24 protein-coding genes are annotated in these 21,709 nt (G+C 60.8%); 16 read left to right on the forward strand and 8 right to left on the reverse strand.

Translation table 11 applies throughout. From position 1 onward, the window contains the following. Window positions 1-19: 19 nt before the first annotated feature. The 4 genes from EIY72_RS01240 to EIY72_RS01255 form a co-directional block, all read right to left on the reverse strand. Complete coding sequence (locus EIY72_RS01240) at window positions 20-778, reverse strand: collagen-like triple helix repeat-containing protein (protein WP_093225927.1); 759 nt, start codon at window positions 776-778, stop codon at window positions 20-22. After that, the gene (locus EIY72_RS01245) at window positions 771-1,049 is read right to left on the reverse strand and encodes a DUF1145 domain-containing protein (RefSeq protein ID WP_093225930.1); all 279 of its coding nucleotides are present in this window, start codon (window positions 1,047-1,049) and stop codon (window positions 771-773) included. The genes EIY72_RS01240 and EIY72_RS01245 overlap by 8 nt, the downstream gene beginning before the upstream one ends. Window positions 1,050-1,198: 149 nt before the next feature. Next, the gene (locus EIY72_RS01250; protein ID WP_093225933.1) at window positions 1,199-1,918 is read right to left on the reverse strand and encodes a PA1041 family peptidoglycan-binding anchor lipoprotein; all 720 of its coding nucleotides are present in this window, start codon (window positions 1,916-1,918) and stop codon (window positions 1,199-1,201) included. Window positions 1,919-2,009: 91 nt separating this feature from the next. Continuing rightward, complete coding sequence (locus tag EIY72_RS01255; RefSeq protein WP_093225935.1) at window positions 2,010-2,705, reverse strand: PA1041 family peptidoglycan-binding anchor lipoprotein; 696 nt, start codon at window positions 2,703-2,705, stop codon at window positions 2,010-2,012. Window positions 2,706-2,895: 190 nt separating this feature from the next. Here EIY72_RS01255 and EIY72_RS01260 point away from each other — a divergent pair, with 190 nt between their 5' ends. The 4 genes from EIY72_RS01260 to EIY72_RS01275 are packed head-to-tail and all read left to right on the forward strand — an operon-like array spanning window position 2,896 to window position 4,620. After that, complete coding sequence (locus EIY72_RS01260; RefSeq protein WP_093225938.1) at window positions 2,896-3,393, forward strand: DUF6231 family protein; 498 nt, start codon at window positions 2,896-2,898, stop codon at window positions 3,391-3,393. 4 nt (window positions 3,394-3,397) lie between these two features. Further along, on the forward strand, window positions 3,398-3,874 hold the full coding sequence (locus EIY72_RS01265; RefSeq protein WP_093225942.1) for a YchJ family protein: 477 nt from the start codon (window positions 3,398-3,400) through the stop codon (window positions 3,872-3,874). Window positions 3,875-3,919: 45 nt separating this feature from the next. Further along, complete coding sequence (locus EIY72_RS01270) at window positions 3,920-4,414, forward strand: LEA/WHy family protein (protein WP_093225944.1); 495 nt, start codon at window positions 3,920-3,922, stop codon at window positions 4,412-4,414. Further along, on the forward strand, window positions 4,411-4,620 hold the full coding sequence (locus EIY72_RS01275) for an SEC-C metal-binding domain-containing protein (protein ID WP_093225947.1): 210 nt from the start codon (window positions 4,411-4,413) through the stop codon (window positions 4,618-4,620). Before EIY72_RS01270 ends, EIY72_RS01275 begins: the two co-directional genes overlap by 4 nt. An 85-nt stretch (window positions 4,621-4,705) precedes the next feature. Here the strand turns inward: EIY72_RS01275 and EIY72_RS01280 are convergent, their stop codons facing one another. Further along, complete coding sequence (locus tag EIY72_RS01280; protein WP_093225952.1) at window positions 4,706-5,269, reverse strand: cysteine hydrolase family protein; 564 nt, start codon at window positions 5,267-5,269, stop codon at window positions 4,706-4,708. Between the two features lie 207 nt (window positions 5,270-5,476). Here EIY72_RS01280 and EIY72_RS01285 point away from each other — a divergent pair, with 207 nt between their 5' ends. The 10 genes from EIY72_RS01285 (at window position 5,477) to pdeM (ending at window position 18,489) form a co-directional block, all read left to right on the forward strand. Continuing rightward, the gene (locus EIY72_RS01285) at window positions 5,477-7,927 is read left to right on the forward strand and encodes a penicillin acylase family protein (protein ID WP_093225955.1); all 2,451 of its coding nucleotides are present in this window, start codon (window positions 5,477-5,479) and stop codon (window positions 7,925-7,927) included. Window positions 7,928-8,105: 178 nt separating this feature from the next. Continuing rightward, window positions 8,106-9,137, forward strand: coding sequence for a ligase-associated DNA damage response exonuclease (locus EIY72_RS01290; RefSeq protein WP_093225957.1), 1,032 nt, complete (start codon window positions 8,106-8,108; stop codon window positions 9,135-9,137). Next, window positions 9,134-10,804, forward strand: coding sequence for an ATP-dependent DNA ligase (locus tag EIY72_RS01295; protein ID WP_093225961.1), 1,671 nt, complete (start codon window positions 9,134-9,136; stop codon window positions 10,802-10,804). The genes EIY72_RS01290 and EIY72_RS01295 overlap by 4 nt, the downstream gene beginning before the upstream one ends. A gap of 224 nt (window positions 10,805-11,028) precedes the next feature. Next, window positions 11,029-11,811: a transporter substrate-binding domain-containing protein gene (locus EIY72_RS01300; protein WP_093225964.1), complete on the forward strand. Its 783-nt coding sequence runs from the start codon at window positions 11,029-11,031 to the stop codon at window positions 11,809-11,811. Window positions 11,812-11,867: 56 nt separating this feature from the next. Continuing rightward, on the forward strand, window positions 11,868-12,596 hold the full coding sequence (locus EIY72_RS01305) for an ABC transporter permease (RefSeq protein WP_093225967.1): 729 nt from the start codon (window positions 11,868-11,870) through the stop codon (window positions 12,594-12,596). Then, window positions 12,593-13,303, forward strand: a complete 711-nt coding sequence (locus EIY72_RS01310; protein WP_093225969.1) for an ABC transporter permease — start codon at window positions 12,593-12,595, stop codon at window positions 13,301-13,303. Before EIY72_RS01305 ends, EIY72_RS01310 begins: the two co-directional genes overlap by 4 nt. A gap of 28 nt (window positions 13,304-13,331) precedes the next feature. Then, window positions 13,332-14,450, forward strand: coding sequence for a succinylglutamate desuccinylase/aspartoacylase family protein (locus EIY72_RS01315; RefSeq protein ID WP_093225971.1), 1,119 nt, complete (start codon window positions 13,332-13,334; stop codon window positions 14,448-14,450). A gap of 13 nt (window positions 14,451-14,463) precedes the next feature. Beyond that, window positions 14,464-15,228: an ABC transporter ATP-binding protein gene (locus EIY72_RS01320; RefSeq protein ID WP_093225973.1), complete on the forward strand. Its 765-nt coding sequence runs from the start codon at window positions 14,464-14,466 to the stop codon at window positions 15,226-15,228. Window positions 15,229-15,334: 106 nt separating this feature from the next. Further along, window positions 15,335-17,824, forward strand: a complete 2,490-nt coding sequence (locus EIY72_RS01325; protein WP_093225975.1) for a ligase-associated DNA damage response DEXH box helicase — start codon at window positions 15,335-15,337, stop codon at window positions 17,822-17,824. Then, window positions 17,821-18,489 carry a ligase-associated DNA damage response endonuclease PdeM gene (gene pdeM, locus EIY72_RS01330; RefSeq protein ID WP_093225978.1) on the forward strand — a complete coding sequence of 223 codons (669 nt, stop codon included), beginning with the start codon at window positions 17,821-17,823 and terminating at the stop codon, window positions 18,487-18,489. The genes EIY72_RS01325 and pdeM overlap by 4 nt, the downstream gene beginning before the upstream one ends. 115 nt (window positions 18,490-18,604) lie before the next feature. Here the strand turns inward: pdeM and EIY72_RS01335 are convergent, their stop codons facing one another. Together EIY72_RS01335 and dcd are read right to left on the reverse strand one after the other, a co-directional pair. Further along, a complete protein-coding gene (locus EIY72_RS01335) occupies window positions 18,605-18,814 on the reverse strand; it encodes a hypothetical protein (RefSeq protein WP_093225980.1) in 210 nt (69 codons plus the stop codon). Window positions 18,815-18,921: 107 nt separating this feature from the next. Continuing rightward, entirely contained in the window at window positions 18,922-19,488 is a 567-nt protein-coding gene (gene dcd / locus EIY72_RS01340; protein ID WP_007954988.1) for a dCTP deaminase, read from the reverse strand. Between the two features lie 353 nt (window positions 19,489-19,841). On the opposite strand from dcd, the gene EIY72_RS01345 reads away from it, so the two are divergent. Further along, on the forward strand, window positions 19,842-20,051 hold the full coding sequence (locus tag EIY72_RS01345; protein WP_002554837.1) for a cold-shock protein: 210 nt from the start codon (window positions 19,842-19,844) through the stop codon (window positions 20,049-20,051). Between the two features lie 125 nt (window positions 20,052-20,176). Here EIY72_RS01345 and EIY72_RS01350 read toward each other — a convergent pair whose 3' ends face one another. Next, window positions 20,177-21,184 (reverse strand): DUF481 domain-containing protein, encoded by a 1,008-nt coding sequence (locus EIY72_RS01350; RefSeq protein WP_093225983.1) that lies wholly within the window; start codon window positions 21,182-21,184, stop codon window positions 20,177-20,179. Between the two features lie 135 nt (window positions 21,185-21,319). Between EIY72_RS01350 and EIY72_RS01355 the strand changes: the two genes are divergently transcribed. Then, on the forward strand, window positions 21,320-21,700 hold the full coding sequence (locus tag EIY72_RS01355) for an MGMT family protein (RefSeq protein ID WP_231985606.1): 381 nt from the start codon (window positions 21,320-21,322) through the stop codon (window positions 21,698-21,700). The last annotated feature ends 9 nt before the right edge of the window (window positions 21,701-21,709 follow it).

Below are 21,709 nucleotides of genomic sequence, written 5' to 3' on the forward strand. Positions count from 1 at the left end.
AAGTGCCTGAGCGAACTGTTTACAAGCGCTGCACGGTCACCGAACCGGCCGCCCCGGCAGGCCCAGGCTGGCCATCAGCCCCGGGGCGCCCGCTCTTGCCACCCTCGGTCTGGTAGACCAGGCAACCCTTGGCCTTGCCGCCCGCGCCCGGCTTGCCGCCAGGGCCTGCTACGCCACCGGCACCACCGGCGACCTGAACCTTGATTCGCTCGGCTGGATAATCGTGAGGCACGGCCAGCTTGACCAAGGCACCCGGGGCACCAGGTTGACCGTCGCTGCCATCGCTGCCATCGGCACCGCGACCGGCCTGGCCCCAGGTACAACCTGGTTCCTGGCCGTTGGCGCCGTCGAGACCGACGAAGCCAGGTGCGCCGGCGCCACCACGTGCATCGACCAGCAACTGTGCTGCGTTCAGTGCCTTGATCTGCAAGTCGAGGTTGCGTCCGGAACGGGCCGCTTTCTGATAAGTCCCCGGTGCACCGCGCGAAGTGATCTGGCTGCCTTCGGACAACTGCGCTTTGCGCACTTTCAGCGCCAGCGCCTGCTCGCCCGGCACGATAGCGATCCGCGCCTCACGCCCCAGGTGCAGTTCGTCTACTGTCACTTCCGTTACATTCGAAGGAATCAGCAGGGTGCCGTAGTCAGCCACTTCCAGGCGTTCCAGTTGCAGGGTGCTGGCGGTGTTGGGCAAACGCATCAAGGAATTGGTTTCAACACTGACCACCTGTGCGCAGGCCAATGGACTGATGAATACAGCGAGCAGACAAAATTTACGCATGGGAAGCCTTCGGTGCGACGGGGGCCGGAATGGTTTGCAGGTGGAAAACGCCGAAAATCAGGATCATCAGGCGATCAAGCCAGGGATGGCTGCGCCCCCGGAGGCTGCGATAACACAACAGCGCCTCCAGCAGATGAATCGATGCCAGCACGCCACCGGCCAGATTGACCAGCAGGTGCAGCGGATTGACAAACGGCGTGAGCAGATTGGCCAGCACCACCAGCCAGAACAGCAGGGTCAACAGCTTCCCCAGCCCCCATAACACCTTCATACGCTCCCCCGGTGAGAATTATTATTTGCGCGCACAGTAACGGCTTCCACGCGGGATAAGCCAGAGGGCAACGGAAAATTCTTCAGGGATGCCGCCGAACGGCCGTCGCGACGATCGATTTTCATCGCCGGACGGCTCTATTGCGCTGGTCAGCGGTTGATATGCAGTTCCACACGACGGTTCTTCGCGCGGCCTTCTTCGGTTTCGTTGTCGGCGATGGGTTGGTTTTCACCCTTGCCTTCGCTGGTGATTTTGCTCGGCGCCAGCCCCTGGTTGATCAGGTACTCGGCCACGCTGCTGGCTCGACGCTCGGACAGAGCCTGGTTATAGGCCTCCGTACCCTTGCTGTCGGTATGCCCCACCACCTTGATGCTCACCACATCGGCGTCCTGCAACTTACCCATCAACGAATCCAGCTGGCTCTTCGCCTCGGGCGTCAGGTCGGATTTGTTGAAAGCAAACAGCACATTGCCAGCGTCGCTCAGGGTAATGACTTCAGATTGCGCAGGTTCGGCAGGCTTCACGCTGGCCGGGTACTGCGGCAGCGGACAGCCTCGATGATCGACCGGTGTATTGGCCGGGGTATCGGGGCAACGGTCACGTCGGTCGAACACGCCGTCGCCATCTTCGTCGCCATCCTGGGCGTAACAGATCAAGCCGCCACCCAGAATACCGAGGGCGGCGCCGCCGGCGGCCCATCCGCCGCTTTCGATCGCGCCCAGGCCACCACCGACCAGGCCGCCGATCACGCTGCAGATAGGCCAGGTACGTTGATTGAGGGGGGCAGTGCCATCACTGTGTGTTGCGCAACCGGTCAGAAGGCTGCCAAGCAGCAGAACCGGCAGGACGGTCCTTGTGAGAAGGATCATGTTGAAAGCTCCTGTGTCACCGGCCAATACCGGTTACACAGGAGTAAAGACCCGCATCCGCGACTGCACAAGGCGCGGATGCGAGGGGGGCTTAACGCTGGATTTTGATTTCGGTACGACGGTTTTGTGCGCGACCGTCGGCGGTTTTGTTATCGGCAACTGGCTGGCTTTCACCGGCACCGGTCACAGACACGAAGTTGCTGCGTGGCACGCCTTCATGGATGAGGTACTCAACCACCGAGTGCGCGCGTTTATCCGACAGTTTCTGGTTGTAGGCATCGCTGCCCACACTGTCGGTGTGACCGGTGACGGTCAAGCGAGCAGTTGGCGCTTCTGCCTTCAAGCGGGTGGCGATCTTGTCGAGTACCTGCTTGTCAGACGCGGTCAGCGTGGCTTTGTCGAACATGAAGTGAACATCGCGGATGACAATGGTTTCTTCCTTGACCACTACAGCTTCTTCAACCACTGGTGCAGGCACTGGTGGAGGGCAGCCGTCAGCATCGACCTGCACGCCTTTAGGCGTGTGCGGGCACTTGTCGCGGCTATCCGGCACACCATCGCCGTCTTCGTCGCCATCACCGTGAACCCAGCAATAAGCCGCTGCCGTACCACCGACGAGCAGTGCGCCATAGCCTGCCCATGACGAACTCTCGGTCGCACCGAGCCCCGCACCTACGACACCACCAACGGCCGCACAGGTCGGCCAGTCGGTTTTCTGCAAACCTGCGCAACCAGTCAACACACTGGTTAGCAGAACCAAGGGTAATGCTGTCCGAACTATGCTCATCTAGTTTTCTCCTGAAGGATCGGCTTAGAACCGATTCAGGTAGTAAAGACCCGAGTCTTAAACTCCGCCAGCAATAGGCCATTGCTGTTTAATCCTGTATGGACCACCCATTGTCCGATTTGCCGTGAAGCAGCTCTAGGCCCGCGCCTTCGGGCAGGCTAGTCTTGGCACATCTGATTGAGGATCTTCGATGACTACAGCTGTATCCACTCGCACGCCGCAGCAGGCACTGGCCGCTTTGCTGGACCGGTATGCCCCTGCGCGCCTGTTGCTGATCGGCGCAAGCGAGTTCCCGGCGCTGGATGCGTTTAAACAGGCTCACCCGGATTGCCACGTCGCGTTTGCCGCCCCCGGGCCGTTGCCTGTGGAACTCGCCGCACAGCGCTTTGACCTGGCACTGGCCGTCGATTGCCTGGAACATTTGCCCAAGCGTGACGGCCTGAACCTGTTGGGCGGGATCCGCAATCTCAACGCCAGCCGTATCGCGGTGCTGGCTGATCTGGCGGCCTGTGCCTGGCAGGAAACCGATTTCTTTTCCCTGGCCCTGCAAGCCAGCGAGCATTTTCAACGGGACGATCAGGTCCTGACCCTGTTCACTTACGATCTGCTTGAATACAAACAAGTCCCCGACTGGCTCAATTCGCGCTTCTGGGCCAATCCGGAAAACTTCGGGAAATACTGGTGGTAATGCAATGAGTACATCCATTTGCCCCTGCGGCAGCGGCACCCTGCTCGATGCCTGCTGCGGTCATTACCATGCCGGGCACCCGGCGCCGTGCGCCGAAGCCTTGATGCGTTCGCGCTACAGCGCCTATGTGCTGGGCCTGGTCGACTATCTGGTGGCCACCACCCTGCCCGCGCAACAGGCGGGCCTGGACAAGCAGTCCATCAGTGACTGGAGTGCCCAGAGCACCTGGTTGGGGCTGGACGTGGAAAGTTCCGAAGTCCTCGGTGGTCAACCGGAACACGCCTTCGTGACCTTCACCGCACGCTGGCACGACAGCAACGGCGAGCACAGCCATCGCGAGCGTTCATCCTTTGTGCAGAATGCCGGTCGCTGGTACTTCATCGACCCCACCGTTCAGCTCAAACTCGGACGCAACGATGCCTGCCCGTGTGCCAGCGGACAGAAATTCAAGAAATGCTGTGCGGGGTATTTCGGCGCTTGAGGTCACCCGCCAACATCTGGACGGGGCAGCAAATGGAGCCACAGCATGCTCGGTCATTGGCGCACTCTGCGAACGGTTACCCTTCTTCTGGGATTGGGTCTGGGCGGATGTGCCTCGTGGTTTGAGGATGACCTGCCCGACCCGCAAGTGCACCTGGTGAAAGTCGAAGTGGTGCGCGCCAAATTGCTCGAACAAAAACTGCTGCTGCACTTTCGCGTCGACAATCCCAACGACAGCGACCTGACAGTGCGCAGCCTGGATTACCGCATTCATCTGGGGGACATCCTGCTGGCCGAGGGCGAACACGAACACTGGTTCACCGTCGGCCCCAAGCACAGCGCCTACTTCAAGGTGCCGATCCGCACCAACCTGTGGTCCAAGGTGCGCGACCTGGTCAAGCAACTGAAAAATCCCCGGCAGCCGATCCCCTATCGTCTGGAAGGTGAACTGGAAACCGGTTTATTCATCGCGCACTACGTGCACCTGGCGCGCAATGGCGTGATAATCCCCGCCGATTTAATTCCGGAGCAACACCGATGACCCAGCAACCCCACGTCCACGGCCCTGACTGCAACCACGATCATGATCATGCACATCACCATGATCACGACCACGGCCACGTGCACGGCCCGAATTGCGGCCACGCTCACCAGGAACCGGTGCGCAACGCCCTGAAAGACGTCGGCCGCAACGACCCTTGCCCATGCGGCAACGGCAAGAAGTTCAAGAAGTGCCACGGCGCCTGATGGACTTTTCCTTGTAGGCGCCGGCTGGCTGGCGAGGCGATGCACCGGTAAATCTGCCACGCATTGATCGCCAGTCAGCCGGCACCTACAAAGCTTCGGCCGCCAGTATCTGGTCTGAGCTCACCACAGTGGCGTATTCGCCGTGCAGATTGCCCAACGACATGGCGTGCACGTCTTCGGCGCTGCGGGCATTGCCGAAAAAGTCGGCCTTGTCGAAGGTGAAACACGCATCTTCGATGACCCAGGTATCAAACCCCAGATTGCCGGCCGTCCGCGCCGTTGATTCCACCGAGTTGTTGGTCGCCACCCCGACGATGAGCAACTGCCCGATCTGCCCCTCCCGCAAGCACGCTTCCAGCCCTGTCGCGCAAAACGCATCCGGCACCTGTTTCTGGATCAGGCGTTCGCCAGCCCCGGGCTCGAAACGCTGCTGAAACTCCACCCCCGGCTGCTGCGGCCAGAACACCGAGTCTGGCGAGCGGGACAAATGCTGCACATGGATCACCGGTCGAGCCGTGCGCCGCCAATGCCCCAGCAACTCGAGCATGCGTTCCTCGGCTTGAGGATTGTTCCGCCGTCCCAGCCGGGGGTGGAGGATGCCTTTCTGCTGATCGATGATGATCAGTGCTGCATTGGCCTTGAGCTCCATGCGGGTTGTGCTCTCTCATTCTTTGATATCGGCACACTTCAGCACTGCCCTTGTTGACTGGCAAGCCCTCGAATCGCCGCAGATCGTCGGTGAATGGACGGTTTGCCGGACAAATGCAGAAATAACTTTCCAGCCCGCTTGCGCGGCCATCGACGGCTCACTAACGTAGCGGCTTTATTGCGCCACCACCCCCGCAGGAGCTTTGCCATGGCCTCGCCAGCCCTTTCTCGATTTCTACCCCGGTTCGGCGTTGCCGCAGCAGTAGCCGGCGCGTTGAGCCTGACCGGTTGTCAGAACTTCAACGCCCAGGAGACCCTGCCGCCCACGTCCGGCGTGCAGCCTCTCAAAGGACTGGCGCAGAACGTCTCGGTGCGCCGCAATGCCATGGGCATGCCCCTGATCGAGAGCAACAGCTTCCACGACGCCCTCTTCGCACTCGGCTACGTGCACGCCAGCGACCGCATCACGCAAATGGCGACCCTGCGCCTGCTGGCCCAGGGTCGCCTGGCGGAAATGTACGGCGCGGACCTGCTCGACGCCGACCGCTACATGCGCGCGGTCAATCTGAAGAAAAGCGCCGGTGAGTTGTACAAGGCCTCTTCGCCGCGCCTCAAGCGCTTCTTTGAAGTCTATGCACGCGGGGTCAACGCCTACCTGTTCCGTTACCGCGACAAGTTGCCGACCGATCTCGCCGCCACCGGCTACAAGCCTGAATACTGGCAACCGGAAGACTCGGCGCTGATTTTCTGCCTGTTGAACTTCAGCCAGTCGGCCAACCTGCCGGAGGAGATTTCCTCGCTGGTGCTGGCGCAAACCGTCACCACCGACAAACTGGCCTGGCTGACGCCGTCCGCCCCCGACGAAAAACTGCCGCTGGCTGAGAGCGAAAAACTGCAAGGCATCAAGCTCAACGGGCAAGTCCCCGGCCTCACCGAGCTGAGCAAGGCCACCGGCCAACTGGCGGACCTGAACCTGCTCGGCGCCACTTCATCGAATAACTGGGCTATCGCGCCGCAACGCAGCCGCAGCGGCAAGAGCCTGCTGGCCAACGACAGTCATGGCCCGCTCGGCGTGCCGTCGCTGTTCACTTACGTACAGATCCGTGCGCCGAAGTATCAGGCCTCCGGCGTGACCATCGCCGGCTTGCCGATGGTGCTGGGCGGGTTCAACGGCAAAGTGGCCTGGAGCATGGCCGCCGTGATGGGCGATAACCAGGACCTGTTCCTGGAGAAAATCAAACGCCAGGGCAGCGGCCTCACCTACGAAAACAACGGCAAGTGGCAGCCAGTGATCGTGCGCAACGAAACCTACTTCGTCAAAGGCCAGCGCCCGCTGCGCGAAGCAGTGTACGAAACCCGCCACGGACCATTGCTCAATAGCGCCCAGGGCACCACGCTGGCCAATGGTTTTGGCCTCGCCTTGCAGACGCCGAGCTTCACCGACGATAAAACCCTGGATGCGTTTTTCGACCTGACCCGCGCCCAGACTGCCGAGAAAGCCTCGGACGCCAGCCGGGAAATTCGCGCCATCGCCCTGAACATGGTGTTCGCCGATGCCAGTAACATCGGCTGGCAAGTGACCGGCCGCTACCCGAACCGCCGCGAAGGCGAAGGCTTGCTGCCGTCACCGGGTTGGGAAGGCCGTTACGATTGGGACGGTTATGCCGACCCGATGCTGCATCCCTACGATCAGGACCCGGCCCAGGGCTGGTTGGGGACCGCCAACCAGCGGGTCATTCCCCATGGCTACGGCATGCAATTGTCCAACTCGTGGGCGGCACCGGAGCGTGGCGAGCGTCTGGCCGAACTGGCCGGTGCGGGCAAGCACGACAGTCGCAGCCTGATCGCCATGCAGTACGACCAGACCACCACGTTTGCCATCAAGTTGAAGAAGATGTTCGAGGCGCCGGGCATGGCCCAGCCGCTCAAGCAGGCGATCAATGCATTACCGCCAGCCGATCGGGCCAAGGCGCAGGAAGCCTACACTCGCTTGATGGCGTTCGACGGCAAACTCAGCCCGACTTCGGCCGACGCGGCGATTTACGAACTGTTCCTGCAAGCCAGCACCGAACAGATCTTCCTCGACGAACTGGGCCCGAAAACCAGCCCGGCGTGGCAAGCCTTTGTTGCCAACGGCCAGTTGTCCTACGCGGCCCAGGCTGATCACCTGCTGGGGCGTGAAGACAGCCCGTTCTGGGATGACGTGCGCACCCCGCAGAAAGAAGACAAACCGGCTATCCTCGCACGCAGCCTTGCCGCAGCGATCAGCGCCGGCGATAGCCAGTTGGGCGGCGATCACCGCGCCTGGCAATGGGGCAAGCTGCACCGCTACGAGTGGAAGAACAGCAGTGGCCAGGTCGTGCGCGGCCCTGTCGCCGCCGGCGGCGATCAGACCACCCTCAACACTGCCGCATTCGCCTGGGGTCAGGACTTCAACACCACGCGGGCACCGGCTGTACGCTTCATCGTCGACTTCGGCCAGTCCGAACCGCTGATGGCGCAGAACGGCACCGGCCAGTCCGGCAACCCGGCGAGCCCGAACTACCTCAACAGCATCGAGCCGTGGCTCAAGGGTCAGTACATGAGCCTGCCGATGCAGCCGCAGAACTTTGACAATGCCTATGGCAAGACGCGGCTGACACTCACCCCAGGCAAATAATCCCCCCCACTGTAGGAGCGAGCTTGCTCGCGATGGCGCCCTGTCAGACAACATCATTGCTGACTGATACACCGCCATCGCGAGCAAGCTCGCTCCCACATTTGCCGATGAAATCCGATAGAACTTCTCGCCTCCCGCCCTGCTCATAGCTAACAAGTCCCACCACTCCGGCACCGCCATGGACCTTGTCATCTCGCGTCCCGAAGGTTTGTATTGCCCTGCAGGCGATTTCCATATCGATCCGTGGCGCCCCGTCGAGCGCTCGGTGATCACCCACGCCCACAGTGATCATGCCCGCGCCGGCAACCGGCACTACCTGGCGGCGTCTCCCGGGGAAGGCCTGTTGCGCACGCGGCTGGGCCAGGACATCAACCTGCAAACCCTGCCCTACGGCGAACGGCTGCTGCACCACGGTGTGATCCTCAGCTTTCATCCCGCCGGCCATGTGCTGGGTTCGGCGCAACTGCGCCTGGAATACGGCGGTGAAGTCTGGGTCGCCTCCGGGGACTTCAAGACCGAAGCCGACAACACCTGCACACCGTTCGAACCGGTGCGCTGCGACACCTTCATCACCGAATCGACCTTTGGCCTGCCTATCTACCGGTGGCAACCCCAGGCGCAGGTGTTTGCCGAGATCAATCAGTGGTGGCAGGCCAACGCCGCGCAAGACAAAGCCAGCGTGCTGTTCTGTTATTCGCTGGGCAAGGCGCAACGAATCCTGCATGGCATCGATGCCACCATCGGTCCCATCCTGGTCCACGGTGCCGTTGAACCGATCAATCAGGTGTACCGCGATGCCGGGGTGTATCTGCCGCCGACCCTGCATGCCAGCGAAGTGAAAAAGAGCGACCCGATGATGCGCAAGGCGCTGATCATCGCGCCACCCTCCGCCGGCGGCAGTAGCTGGATGAACCGCTTCGGCGACTACAGTGATGGTTTCGCCAGTGGCTGGATGCGCGTGCGTGGCACACGCCGACGCCGTGGCGTCGATCGCGGTTTCGTCCTGTCCGACCACGCCGACTGGCCCGGATTGCTGTGGGCCATCGAACAGACCGGTGCCGAACGGGTCATGGTCACCCATGGTTCGGTGGCAACCCTGGTCCGTCATCTGCGCGAGCAGGGCCTCGACGCCAGGGCGTTCGACACCGAATACGGCGATGAAGACGAGGCGGTGACCGACGAACGCGAACACGCCGAGGTGCTGTCATGAAAGCGTTCGCCGAGCTCTATGCCGAACTCGACGCGTCCACCTCGAACAACGTCAAACTGGCGGCCATGCAACGCTACTTCGCCAGCGCCGCAGCGGAAGACGCCGCCTGGGCGGTGTACTTTTTATCCGGCGGGCGTCCGCGGCAACTGGTGCCCGTGCGGGTGTTGCGCGAGCTGGCGGTGGCGTGTTCCGGCCTGAGCGAATGGCTGTTCGAGGAGAGTTACCAGGCCGTCGGCGATCTGGCGGAAACCATTTCCCTGGTGTTGCCGGAATCGCCACATCGCTCAACCGACGGCCTGGCCAGCTGGATCGAAGACAAGCTGCTGCCATTACGCGGTGCAACTCCGCAGGCCCTTGCCGCTCAGCTTCCGGCGCTATGGGCACAATTGGACCGCAGCAGCCTGATGGTCTGCATCAAACTGATCACCGGCAGTTTTCGCGTCGGCGTGTCCAAGCTGCTGGTGACGCGCGCACTGGCCGCGATGGCCCACCTGGACAGCAAGCGTGTCGCCCAACGCATCGTCGGCTACACCGACTTGAGCCATCGCCCCGATGCCGCCAGCTATTTGAAGCTGATCGCCCCCGAGTCATCCGATGAACACGCGCAACGCGGCGGCCAGCCCTACCCGTTCTTTCTCGCCCATGCCCTGTCGCCCGCCGTTGAACAATTTGATGCCGTACTCGGCCCTGTCGAGCAATGGCAAGCGGAATGGAAATGGGACGGCATTCGCGCGCAAGTGATCAAGCGCGACGGCCAATTGTGGATCTGGTCGCGGGGTGAGGAACTGGTCACCGAGCGCTTTCCGGAACTCGGCAGCCTGACCCAGGACTTGCCCGACGGGACCGTCATCGACGGCGAAATCGTGGCCTGCAAGAGCGGCTTCTCAGGTGATCAAGCAACGCTGGAACCGGCGGTCTTGCCGTTCGCGCTGTTGCAGCAGCGCATTGGTCGCAAAACCCTGGATCGGAAAATTCTTGCAGAAGTGCCAGTAGTGGTTCTCGCCTACGACCTGCTCGAATATCAGGGCGAGGACTGGCGCAGCCGGACCCAGCAAATCCGCCGCGAACAACTTGAGCAGGTGGTCTGTGAATGTGCCAATCCGTTCCTGCGCCTGTCTCCACTGTTGAAAGGTGACAGCTGGGCGGACCTTGCCCGGCAGCGAGAAGCCTCGCGCAAACTCGGCGTCGAAGGCTTGATGCTCAAGGCCCGGGACGCCCTGTATGGCGTCGGCCGCACCAAGGACATGGGGGTGTGGTGGAAATGGAAAATCGATCCGTTCAGCGTTGACGCTGTACTCATCTACGCGCAACGCGGCCATGGTCGCCGCGCCAGTCTTTACAGCGATTACACCTTCGCGGTCTGGGACGGGCCACCGGGCGCCAGCGAGCGCAACCTGGTGCCTTTCGCCAAGGCCTATTCCGGGCTGACCGACGAAGAAATTCGCCAGGTCGACAACATCGTGCGCAAGACCACCATGGAAAAATTCGGCCCGGTGAGCAGCGTTCAGCCAAGTCTGGTATTCGAACTGGGTTTCGAAGGCATCGCCCTCTCGCGCCGACACAAAAGCGGCATCGCCGTGCGTTTCCCGCGCATGCTGCGCTGGCGCAAGGACAAGACAGTAGAGGAAGCCGACAGCCTGGCGACCCTGCAAAACCTGCTCGGCTAACCCTTCGTGCAACGCAAAAATTAATTCTTTTTGTTCCAAGCTGGTGCGGTCATTTCCTTGCGCCCGATTTCGTGCATAAATCTGCCTCCGGCCATTCTCCGCGCGCCTTTTAAAACGCTCGTTCGGCACTCTGGTTCGGAAATTGCTACTTTCAATAGGTCTCACGCTTCCAGTAACAATAATTCTGCGCCACAAGCGCTCATATTGGTTTTAGGGATTGAATAATGAAAAAAGCATTGCTGACCCTTTCTGCACTGGCATTGTGCGTGGCTGCTGGCTCCGCCCTGGCCAAGGAGTACAAGGAACTGCGTTTTGGCGTTGACCCGTCCTATGCACCGTTCGAGTCGAAAGCGGCCGATGGCAGCCTGGTCGGCTTCGACATCGACCTGGGGAACGCGATCTGCGCCGAGCTGAAGGTCAAGTGCAAGTGGGTCGAAAGTGACTTCGACGGCATGATCCCGGGCCTGAAGGCCAACAAGTTCGACGGCGTGATCTCGTCGATGACCGTGACCGAAGCCCGTGAGAAAGTCATCGACTTCTCCAGCGAGCTGTTCTCCGGCCCAACCGCTCTTGTGTACAAGAAAGGTTCCGGCATCTCCACCGACGTCGCCTCGCTCAAGGGCAAGACCGTCGGTTACGAGCAAGGCACCATTCAGGAAGCCTACGCCAAGGCCATCCTCGACAAGGCCGGGGTGAAAACCCAGGCCTACGCCAACCAGGACCAGGTGTACGCAGACCTGACTTCCGGTCGTCTCGACGCCGGCATCCAGGACATGCTGCAAGCCGAACTGGGTTTCCTGAAGTCGCCACAGGGTGCCGATTTCGAAGTCAGCAAGCCGGTGGATGACCCTCTGTTGCCAGCCAAGACAGCTGTCGGCATTAAGAAAGGTAACACCGAGCTGAAAGCCCTTTTGGATAAAGGTATCAAAGCGTTACACGATGATGGCACCTACGCCACCATTCAGAAGAAACACTTTGGCGATCTGAACCTGTACAGCGGCAAATAATGCCCGGCGCCCATCTCGCGATGGGCGCTTTTTTCATCCGATCAGGTTGCTGATTTATGTTCGAAACCCTCTTACAAAATCTGGGGCTCTCTGCCTTCAGCCTCAAGGGCTTCGGCCCGTTGCTGATGCAAGGCACCTGGATGACGATCAAGCTGTCGGCAATGTCGCTGTTGGTAGCCGTGTTGCTCGGGCTGCTGGGCGCCAGTGCCAAGTTGTCAAAAATCAAACTGATGCGCGTGCCTGCCCAGCTCTACACCACCCTCATTCGCGGCGTGCCGGACCTGGTCCTGATGCTGCTGATTTTCTACAGCCTGCAAACCTGGCTGACGTCGTTGACCGACTACATGGAATGGGAATACATCGAAATCAACCCGTTCAGCGCCGGGGTCATTACCCTGGGCTTCATTTATGGTGCGTATTTCACTGAAACCTTCCGTGGCGCGATTCTCGCCGTGCCGCGGGGCCAGGTCGAAGCCGCCACCGCCTATGGCCTCAAACGCGGTCAGCGCTTCTGGATCGTGGTGTTCCCGCAAATGATGCGTTATGCCCTGCCGGGCATTGGCAACAACTGGATGGTGATGCTCAAGGCCACCGCCCTGGTGTCGATCATCGGCCTGGCCGATCTGGTCAAGGCTGCCCAGGACGCCGGGAAAAGCAGCTATCAGTTGTTTTACTTCCTGGTGCTCGCCGCGCTGATCTATCTGCTGATCACCAGCGCGTCCAATTTCATTCTGCGCAGGCTTGAACGTCGTTACTCCGCCGGCACACGGGAGGCAGTACGATGATCGAACTCCTGCAGGAATACTGGAAACCCTTTCTTTATACCGACGGCCAGAACATCACCGGCCTGGCCATGACCCTGTGGCTGCTCAGCGCTTCGATTTTCTTCGGTTTCCTCGTATCGATTCCGCTGTCCATCGCCCGGGTCTCGACCCACCGCTACATCCGCTGGCCGGTGCAGTTCTACACCTACCTGTTTCGCGGCACGCCGCTGTATATCCAGTTGCTGATTTGCTACACGGGGATCTACAGCCTGGCGGCAGTGCGTGCACAACCGCTGCTCGACAGTTTTTTCCGCGATGCGATGAACTGCACCATCCTGGCATTCGCCTTGAACACCTGCGCCTACACCACGGAGATCTTCGCCGGTGCCATCCGCAGCATGAACCACGGTGAAGTCGAAGCGGCCAAGGCCTATGGCCTGACCGGTTGGAAGCTGTATGCCTACGTGATCATGCCCTCGGCCCTGCGTCGCTCGTTGCCCTACTACAGCAACGAAGTGATCCTGATGCTGCACTCGACCACCGTGGCGTTCACCGCGACCATCCCGGACATCCTGAAAGTAGCGCGGGACGCCAACTCGGCGACCTTCCTGACGTTTCAGTCGTTCGGCATCGCCGCCTTGATCTACCTGACCGTCACCTTTGCGCTGGTCGGCCTGTTCCGCCTTGCCGAACGCCGATGGCTGGCCTTCCTCGGGCCGACCCACTAAGGCTCAATACCGTTTCAGGAAACAACCAATGCGCCACCAGACACATGACCTGCTGGCCCCGCTGCCGGGGACAGCACGACAGATCCACAGTTTTCACTTCGGGCCCCAAGCGGCCAACGGCAAGATCTACATCCAGGCATCCCTGCATGCCGATGAAATGCCCGGCATGCTGGTCGCCTGGCACCTCAAGCAGCGTTTGACGGAGCTGGAAGCCGCCGGGCGCCTGCGCAGCGAAATCGTCCTGGTGCCCATCGCCAACCCGGTGGGCCTGGAACAGGTGCTGATGGATGTACCGCTGGGCCGCTACGAGCTGGAAAGCGGGCAGAACTTCAATCGCTGGTTCGTCGATCTCAGCGAAGAAGTCGGCAACGCCGTCGAAGGCTTGCTCGGTAATGACCCGCAAAGCAACCTGCGACTGATCCGCAACCATCTGCGCGAGGCACTGGCACGGCAGACGGCCGATACCCAACTGCAATCCCAGCGCCTGACCCTGCAACGACTGGCCTGCGATGCGGACATGGTGCTCGACCTGCACTGTGATTTCGAAGCCGTCGCGCATCTGTACACCACCCCCGAAGCCTGGCCACAGGTCGAGCCGCTGGCCCGCTACATCGGCGCCGAAGCCAGCCTGCTGGCCACGGATTCCGGTGGCCAGTCGTTCGATGAATGCTTCACCCTGCTCTGGTGGCAGTTGAAAGAGCGCTTCGGCGAACACTTCGACATTCCGTCGGGCAGCTTTTCGGTGACCGTTGAATTGCGCGGCCAGGGCGACGTCAATCACCCCCTGGCCAGCCTCGATTGCCAGGCGCTGATTGACTACCTGACCCACTTCGGCGCGATTGCCGGTGAGCCGGCTCCACTGCCTGAGCTGCTCTATCCGGCGACACCACTGGCCGGTGTGGAACCGGTCGCCACGCCGGTCGGCGGCCTGCTGGTGTTCAGCGTGTTACCGGGCGAGTACCTGGTAGCCGGGCAATTGATCGCCGAAATCATTGACCCGATCACCGATCGGGTCACTCCCGTCCATTGCTCCACCGCCGGGCTGATGTACGCCCGTTCGCTGCGTCGCATGGCCACCGCCGGCATGGTCATCGCCCATGTCGCAGGTGCCGAAGCCTATCGCAGCGGCTATCTACTTTCGCCTTGAGGATGCATGCCCCATGTACAAATTGACCATCGAAGGCCTGCATAAAAGCTACGGCGATCACGAGGTGCTCAAAGGTGTTTCGCTCAAGGCCAAAACCGGCGATGTCATCAGCCTGATCGGCGCCAGTGGTTCGGGTAAAAGTACCTTCCTGCGTTGCATCAACTTTCTCGAACAGCCCAACGACGGCGCCATGAGCCTCGACGGCCAGAGCGTGCGCATGATCAAGGATCGCCACGGCATGCACGTGGCCGATGCCGACGAACTGCAACGGATCCGCACGCGCCTGGCCATGGTGTTCCAGCACTTCAACCTGTGGAGCCACATGACCGTGCTTGAGAACATCACCATGGCCCCGCGCCGGGTGCTGGGTTGCGACAAGAAAGAAGCCGAAGACCGTGCCCGGCGTTATCTGGACAAGGTGGGCCTGGCCTCCCGTGTCGCCGATCAATACCCGGCCTTTCTCTCCGGTGGCCAGCAACAACGGGTCGCCATTGCCCGCGCACTGGCCATGGAACCGGAAGTGATGCTGTTCGACGAGCCGACCTCGGCGCTCGACCCGGAACTGGTGGGTGAAGTGCTCAAGGTGATCCAGGGCCTGGCCGAGGAAGGCCGGACCATGATCATGGTGACCCACGAAATGAGCTTCGCCCGCAAGGTGTCGAGCCAGGTGCTGTTTCTGCATCAAGGGCTGGTGGAAGAAGAAGGCGCACCGGAAGACGTGCTGGGCAATCCGAAGAGTGAGCGGTTGAAGCAATTCCTCAGCGGCAACCTGAAGTAAATATCTGTGGGAGTGGGCTCGCCCGCTCCCACAAAAACAAAGCAATTAAACTTGTTCCAATCTCCTGCGGTCACTGAAGGAACACCTTCAGAGCGCACTCCGCGGCATGGGAACCTCCCCCGACTACGCCAGACAATGGTTCACCGCTCGCGGCTGGAAGCCGTTCGCCTTTCAGAAACAGGTGTGGACGGCGGTAAAGCAGGGTCAGTCCGGGCTGCTCCACGCCAGCACCGGTGCCGGTAAAACCTATGCGGTCTGGTTTGCCGCACTCAATCGTTTCGCCCCAACGGCGCCTCTCGCTGAAACAACGCGCAAACGCAAACCCGTCGCCGAACCGCTGACGGTGTTGTGGATAACCCCCATGCGCGCGTTGGCTGCCGACACCGCGAGGGCACTGCAAACACCGCTGCTCGATCTGCAAATTCCCTGGAGCGTCGGTCTGCGCACGGGCGATACCAGTAGCAGCGAACGGGCGAAGCAGAGTCGGCGCCTGCCCACCACGCTGATCACTACCCCGGAAAGCCTGACCCTGATGCTGGCCCGTGGCGATGCACAATCAGCACTGGCGAGCTTGCGTATGGTGGTGGTCGACGAGTGGCACGAACTGCTCGGCAACAAGCGCGGCGTGCAGCTGCAACTGGCCCTGGCGCGCTTGCGCCGTTGGCAGCCGCAGCTGATTGTCTGGGGCATTTCCGCGACACTGGGTAATCAGGCCCACGCCGAACAGGTATTGATCCCGCAAGGTGGCGGCATCAGCGTGCAGGGCCAGAGCAGCAAGTCGTTGCGCGTCGATACGCTGATTCCGCCCGCCATCGAGCGCTTTCCATGGGCCGGGCACATCGGTTTGACGATGTTGCCGCAGGTTGTCGCCGAACTCGAATGCAGCCCCAGCACGCTGGTGTTTACCAACACCCGTGCGCAAGCGGAGATCTGGTATCAAGCCTTGCTCGAGGCCCGTCCGGACTGGGCCGGTCTGATCGCACTGCACCACAGTTCGCTGTCGCGCGAGACCCGCGACTGGGTTGAGCGTGCGCTCAAGGACGGCCAGCTCAAAGCCGTGGTTTGCACGTCCAGCCTGGATCTGGGCGTGGACTTTCTGCCGGTGGAGCGTGTGCTGCAGATCGGCTCGGCCAAAGGTGTCGCACGACTGATGCAGCGTGCCGGGCGTTCCGGGCATGCACCGGGGAGAGCATCACGGGTCACATTGGTGCCCACCCACAGTCTTGAGTTGATCGAGGCGGCCGCGGCCCGGGACGCCGTGGCGCAACGACGCATCGAACCGCGGGTCTCACCGGACAAGCCGCTGGATGTGCTGGTCCAGCATCTGGTCAGCATCGCGTTGGGCGGTGGTTTCCTGCCCGATGAGCTGTACGAGGAAGTTCGTGGCGCCTGGGCTTACCGCGACTTGAGCCCGGCTGACTGGGCCTGGGCGTTGGCTTTTGTGCGCCACGGCGGGCTTTCCCTGACGGCTTATCCGGATTATCGCCGGGTCGAGCCTGATGAACAGGGCGTGTGGCGTGTCCCCGATGCACGACTGGCGCGGCGTCATCGCATGAGCATCGGCACCATCGTCAGTGATGCAAGCATCCAGTTGAAGTTCTGGAGCAAGGGCGGTGGCGGCAAGCAACTGGGCAGCGTCGAGGAAGGTTTCATCGCGCGCCTCAGGCCCGGCGACGGTTTCTTGTTCGGCGGACGTTTGCTGGAACTGGTTCGAGTGGAAAACATGACTGCCTACGTCAAGCGCAGCACCGTCAAGAAAGCCGCCGTGCCGCGCTGGAATGGCGGGCGCATGCCGCTGTCGAGCGAGTTGGCCAATGCCGTGGTGGCGCGATTCAGCGCGGCCGCCCAGGGCGAACTGCTCGGCCCGGAAATGCAGGCATTGCGTCCGCTGCTGGCGCTGCAACAGCGCTGGTCCGGCCTGCCGACCGAAACCAGTCTGTTGGCCGAATCGCTGAAATCCCGCGAAGGCTGGCATCTGTTCCTGTATCCCTTCGCCGGGCGCCAGGTGCATCTGGGCCTGGCCAGCCTGCTGGCCAGGCGCATCAGCCAGCGCCAGGCCGTGACCTTTTCCATTGCCGTCAACGATTACGGCCTGGAATTGCTCAGTGCGACCGCTGTGGATTGGTTCGAACAACTGAACCCCGACCTGCTGAAACCCGATCATCTGCTGGAAGACGTACTCGCCAGCCTCAATGCCGGCGAACTGGCCTTGCGTCGTTTCCGCGAGATTGCCCGGATCGCCGGGCTGGTGTTCGCCGGTTACCCCGGTGCAGCGAAAAGCACGCGTCAGGTTCAAGCTTCCAGTGGATTGTTCTTCGAAGTGTTCAAGCAGTACGACGCCGGTAATCTGCTGCTGGCCCAGGCAGGAGCAGAAGTCTTGCGCGAGGAGCTGGATATTCGCCGCCTCGAACAGACCCTGGAACGGATCAACCGACTGCGCCTCGACCTGCATGGGATCAAGCGCCCGACGCCCCTCGCCTTCCCTTTGTTGGTGGAGCGCATGCGCGAAAGCATGAGCTCGGAAAAACTCGCCGACCGTATCCGACGACTGATCGGTGATCTGGAAAAATCCGCCGAATCGCGGAAAGCGCAATGAACGCCCCTTATCCCGTAAGACTGGCGGGCGAAGAGCTGTGGCTGTTGCCGCAGAAAGCCATGTATTGGCCGGTGCAGCAGGCCTTGCTGGTGGCAGACGTGCATTTCGGCAAGGCTGCAGCTTATCGCAGCTTTGGCCAACCGGTGCCTCGGGGTACCACGGCGCAAAACATTGCACGGCTGGATGGCCTGTTAGCGAACCTGCCCGTTCGCCAGCTGATTTTTCTCGGCGACTTCCTCCATGGCCCCGGCTCCCATGCCCAAGCCACTCTTCAAGTCCTGGCCGAGTGGCGCGGGCGACACCCTGACCTGGCCATGACACTAATCCGTGGTAATCACGACAAAAGCGCCGGCGACCCACCTGCGGCGCTGAACATTCGCGTCGTGCCCGAGCCTTTTCTGTTTGGGCCGTTCGCCTTGCAGCATGAGCCACAACCGCATCCGGACCGGCATGTGCTGGCCGGTCACGTACATCCGGTCTATCGGCTGAAGGGTCGAGGGCGGCAAAGTCTGCGACTGGCGTGCTTCAGGCTGGGCCAGGACGTCAGCCTTTTACCTGCCTTTGGCGCATTTACCGGCGGGTATCAGGTCACGCAGGACGAGCACTGCAAAATCTTCGTTATCGGCGATAACGAAATCTGGCCTGTGACCCCCGCGAACCTGTAGGAGCGAGCTCGCTCGCGATGGTCGTTAACGATAACGCGGGGCGCCTGATGCCCCACGGCGTTCGCTGGTTCATCGCGAGCATGCTCGCTCCTACAGCAGGCAGATCCAATTGAAATCAGACCACAGGCGCAGGCGGTGGCTCATCCGGAAGGGTGGGCTCACCGGGCTCGGTAGGCTGTTCATTGGGGGTATCGGGATCAGGCTGGCCGGGGATGCCTCCTGCCATACTGACGGGCGGATGGGCCAGCAATGACCAGGCCAGAACGCCAACCTGATTGGGTTCCAGCCTTGCCAGTTCGGCACTGATGCGCGGATCGATCTTCATTCGGTACTCCTGAGCGATAGCCCGATCCGCCTTGCGTGGATCGGAGCAGTACACCCCATAGAGTGTACGCTCGCTGAAGAATTCCCGACGTCGGTCAGACGGTTGACTCAGGTACGCGGCAGGGTCACGCCACGCTGGCCCTGGTACTTGCCGGCACGGTCCTTGTAGGAGACTTCGCATTCCTCGTCGGATTCGAGGAACAGCATCTGCGCCACGCCTTCGTTGGCGTAGATCTTCGCTGGCAGGTTGGTGGTGTTCGAGAACTCCAGGGTCACCTGGCCTTCCCACTCGGGCTCGAGCGGGGTGACGTTGACGATGATGCCGCAGCGCGCGTAGGTGCTCTTGCCCAGGCAGATGGTCAGGACGTTGCGTGGAATACGGAAGTATTCAACGGTCGTGGCCAGAGCGAAGGAGTTCGGCGGAATGATGCAGACGTCACTGTGGACATCGACGAAGCTGCCGGCGTCGAAGTTTTTCGGATCGACGATGGCCGAATTGATGTTGGTGAACACCTTGAAATGATTGGTGCAACGCACATCGTAGCCGTAGCTCGACACACCGTAGGAGATCACACGGCTGTCGTCGCTGCCACGTACCTGGCGCTCGACGAACGGCTCGATCATGCCGTGTTCCTGCGCCATGCGGCGAATCCACTTGTCCGATTTGATGCTCATGGCGGGTGTCCTGAATAGCGAGGTCGAAAAATTCTGTTGGGCATCTTACCGGGCGCGCCGCCGGGTTCAAAGTCCGCGCTGCAATTCTCGCCGAACATGCAGGAAATACGCGCCCTGGCGACGAACCGTCACACCGCCGATCCCTAAAACGGAGAAACCTTCGCAAGAAGCATTGGCACGTTCCGGAAAAAGGGTTAAGGTGGCGCCACTGTGCTGCTTGTGTCACTGAGAATCTCTACACGATATGTTGAATTTCGATCCAACCATCTACAAGAATTTTTCCTGCTCTTTGCACTCAGTCTCGGCCAGGGTTCTTCCTGAGTCGCAGTTATCTTTGTTCAAGGAGTTACACCATGTCTAATCGCCAAACCGGTACCGTTAAGTGGTTCAACGATGAAAAAGGCTTCGGCTTCATCACTCCACAATCCGGTGACGACCTGTTCGTTCACTTCAAAGCTATCCAGTCCGACGGCTTCAAAAGCCTGAAAGAAGGCCAACAGGTTTCTTTCATCGCTACCCGCGGTCAGAAAGGCATGCAAGCTGAAGAAGTTCAAGTTATCTAACTTGTACTTGCTTTAGTAAAAAGCCCCGCCCTTAACAGCGGGGCTTTTTTGTGGGCGAGTATTTTTCAGCCCACAAAAAAAGATCGCCCGAGCGCAGGCCCGGACGATCCCGATATTGACGATGTTTACCAGGTCACGCCAAACCCCGCCGTGTACCGGGTCTTGTCCAGATCCGCATCATCCGTGCCGCTGATGATGTCGCGTTCAGCCTTCAGATTCAGCGACGCCCAGTCAGTTACCTTGTAGCGCAGCCCCATCTCCGCATCCAGCGCGTAATTGGCCACGTCCGACAACGGCTTGCCGAGCTCGCCGTTAGTGAAAAATTCGACCTTCTTGCCAATCAGGTAACGGTTGTAGTCCCACTTCATGGCGACGGAGTAGAAGTTGTCCTTGCTGCCATCGGCAAACTCATAGTCGGTATGGTTGAGCAGCGAGCCCAGGGAGAAGGCCCCAAGCTCGTCATCCCAGAACTGATAACCGGGACCGGTACCGACCGTGCGCTGCCGGGACAGGTCTTCGACCTTGTCACGCTTGTACACCAGGCGCCCCTGCCAGAACCATTTATCCGTGAGGAAGCGGTCGATGGAGTACTCGGCGCGCCAGTTGTCGGTGGTCACCACATCGTCCTGGAACTCACGGTTGTACTCACCTTCGGCCGTGTGCCGCCAGCGACCATGGCGCGCTGTGGTCTTGAAATCGACGTCGTAGTCGTCGGTCTTGTTTTCCGCCCGCTGATAATCCAGCGCCACGTCGACATTGCCCTTCCACACCAGATCCTCGACCACGGGTTTGGGCTTGAGAATCTGCTGCACGCTGGCCAACTCCACGGTCTTGGGCGCTTCACCATTGGCCAGGGTCACTTTGCCGTCATCCGCCGCTTTCAGCGACTTGGCTTTCTCCCCGGTGTAGGCATCCTGCTTGACCAGCAACTCCTGATCGCTTTCCAGGGTTTTTACCTGTTTCCAGTCGATGGTCACGCCACCGGCGTACGCGGTCTGTATCAGCAGTTTGCCACCGTCGAACAGGGTTATCTTGCCGCTGAGCTTGTCGCCGTTCTTCAACCACACGGTGTCGGCAAGCAAGGGCGTCGAGGCGCAGGCCACCGCCACGCACAACAGGGTTCTGGATAACATAAGCAAATACAGGCTCAGTTGGCGAAAAAAGGCGGCATTATCCGTTGGAACAACGCCCTAGCAAGGACTGACCCGACGAATTCCATCGAGTTCATTTCGAAACAACCCGCGCACGAATTACTCTATAGGAAGGTAATGCAGGCTTTTTCAGGGAACACACCGGTGACCGACTCAATAGATGAACCCGAAAGCCCGGCGCAAATCCGACGCACGGCGCTGTATCTGACGCTCGCCCAAGTACCCGAAGGTAAAGTCGTGAGCTACGGTCAATTGGCAGAGCTGGCGGGACTGGGCCGCGCCGCCCGCTGGGTCGGCAGGACACTCAGCCAGCTACCGGGCGACAGCAAATTGCCCTGGCACCGGGTGTTGGGCGCCGGCGGACGCCTCAGCCTGCCGGCAGGCAGCGTTTCGGGGGACGAACAGCGTGCACGTTTACGAACCGAAGGGGTCAGTATCCTGAACAATCGTGTTGATATTCAGCGCCATGGCTGGCGCCCGGTAGAGCACAGCGGTTAGAGTGCGCGC

Origin of the sequence: Pseudomonas vancouverensis, assembly GCF_004348895.1 — a bacterium.
Taxonomy (GTDB): Bacteria; Pseudomonadota; Gammaproteobacteria; order Pseudomonadales; family Pseudomonadaceae; genus Aquipseudomonas; species Aquipseudomonas vancouverensis.

Excerpts from the sequence above, each read along its gene's own strand:
- EIY72_RS01310 (WP_093225969.1), top strand. The coding sequence starts at position 12,593 with ATGATCGAACTCCTGCAGGAATACTGGAAACCCTTTCTTTATACCGAC.
- pdeM (WP_093225978.1), top strand. The coding sequence starts at position 17,821 with ATGAACGCCCCTTATCCCGTAAGACTGGCGGGCGAAGAGCTGTGGCTG.
- EIY72_RS01295 (WP_093225961.1), top strand. The coding sequence starts at position 9,134 with ATGAAAGCGTTCGCCGAGCTCTATGCCGAACTCGACGCGTCCACCTCG.
- EIY72_RS01260 (WP_093225938.1), top strand. The coding sequence starts at position 2,896 with ATGACTACAGCTGTATCCACTCGCACGCCGCAGCAGGCACTGGCCGCT.
- EIY72_RS01320 (WP_093225973.1), top strand. The coding sequence starts at position 14,464 with ATGTACAAATTGACCATCGAAGGCCTGCATAAAAGCTACGGCGATCAC.
- EIY72_RS01305 (WP_093225967.1), top strand. The coding sequence starts at position 11,868 with ATGTTCGAAACCCTCTTACAAAATCTGGGGCTCTCTGCCTTCAGCCTC.
- EIY72_RS01335 (WP_093225980.1), bottom strand. The coding sequence starts at position 18,814 with ATGAAGATCGATCCGCGCATCAGTGCCGAACTGGCAAGGCTGGAACCC.
- EIY72_RS01245 (WP_093225930.1), bottom strand. The coding sequence starts at position 1,049 with ATGAAGGTGTTATGGGGGCTGGGGAAGCTGTTGACCCTGCTGTTCTGG.
- EIY72_RS01280 (WP_093225952.1), bottom strand. The coding sequence starts at position 5,269 with ATGGAGCTCAAGGCCAATGCAGCACTGATCATCATCGATCAGCAGAAA.
- EIY72_RS01355 (WP_231985606.1), top strand. The coding sequence starts at position 21,320 with ATGCAGGCTTTTTCAGGGAACACACCGGTGACCGACTCAATAGATGAA.
- EIY72_RS01350 (WP_093225983.1), bottom strand. The coding sequence starts at position 21,184 with ATGTTATCCAGAACCCTGTTGTGCGTGGCGGTGGCCTGCGCCTCGACG.
- dcd (WP_007954988.1), bottom strand. The coding sequence starts at position 19,488 with ATGAGCATCAAATCGGACAAGTGGATTCGCCGCATGGCGCAGGAACAC.
- EIY72_RS01315 (WP_093225971.1), top strand. The coding sequence starts at position 13,332 with ATGCGCCACCAGACACATGACCTGCTGGCCCCGCTGCCGGGGACAGCA.
- EIY72_RS01285 (WP_093225955.1), top strand. The coding sequence starts at position 5,477 with ATGGCCTCGCCAGCCCTTTCTCGATTTCTACCCCGGTTCGGCGTTGCC.
- EIY72_RS01325 (WP_093225975.1), top strand. The coding sequence starts at position 15,335 with ATGGGAACCTCCCCCGACTACGCCAGACAATGGTTCACCGCTCGCGGC.
- EIY72_RS01270 (WP_093225944.1), top strand. The coding sequence starts at position 3,920 with ATGCTCGGTCATTGGCGCACTCTGCGAACGGTTACCCTTCTTCTGGGA.
- EIY72_RS01255 (WP_093225935.1), bottom strand. The coding sequence starts at position 2,705 with ATGAGCATAGTTCGGACAGCATTACCCTTGGTTCTGCTAACCAGTGTG.
- EIY72_RS01300 (WP_093225964.1), top strand. The coding sequence starts at position 11,029 with ATGAAAAAAGCATTGCTGACCCTTTCTGCACTGGCATTGTGCGTGGCT.
- EIY72_RS01240 (WP_093225927.1), bottom strand. The coding sequence starts at position 778 with ATGCGTAAATTTTGTCTGCTCGCTGTATTCATCAGTCCATTGGCCTGC.
- EIY72_RS01345 (WP_002554837.1), top strand. The coding sequence starts at position 19,842 with ATGTCTAATCGCCAAACCGGTACCGTTAAGTGGTTCAACGATGAAAAA.
- EIY72_RS01275 (WP_093225947.1), top strand. The coding sequence starts at position 4,411 with ATGACCCAGCAACCCCACGTCCACGGCCCTGACTGCAACCACGATCAT.
- EIY72_RS01265 (WP_093225942.1), top strand. The coding sequence starts at position 3,398 with ATGAGTACATCCATTTGCCCCTGCGGCAGCGGCACCCTGCTCGATGCC.
- EIY72_RS01250 (WP_093225933.1), bottom strand. The coding sequence starts at position 1,918 with ATGATCCTTCTCACAAGGACCGTCCTGCCGGTTCTGCTGCTTGGCAGC.
- EIY72_RS01290 (WP_093225957.1), top strand. The coding sequence starts at position 8,106 with ATGGACCTTGTCATCTCGCGTCCCGAAGGTTTGTATTGCCCTGCAGGC.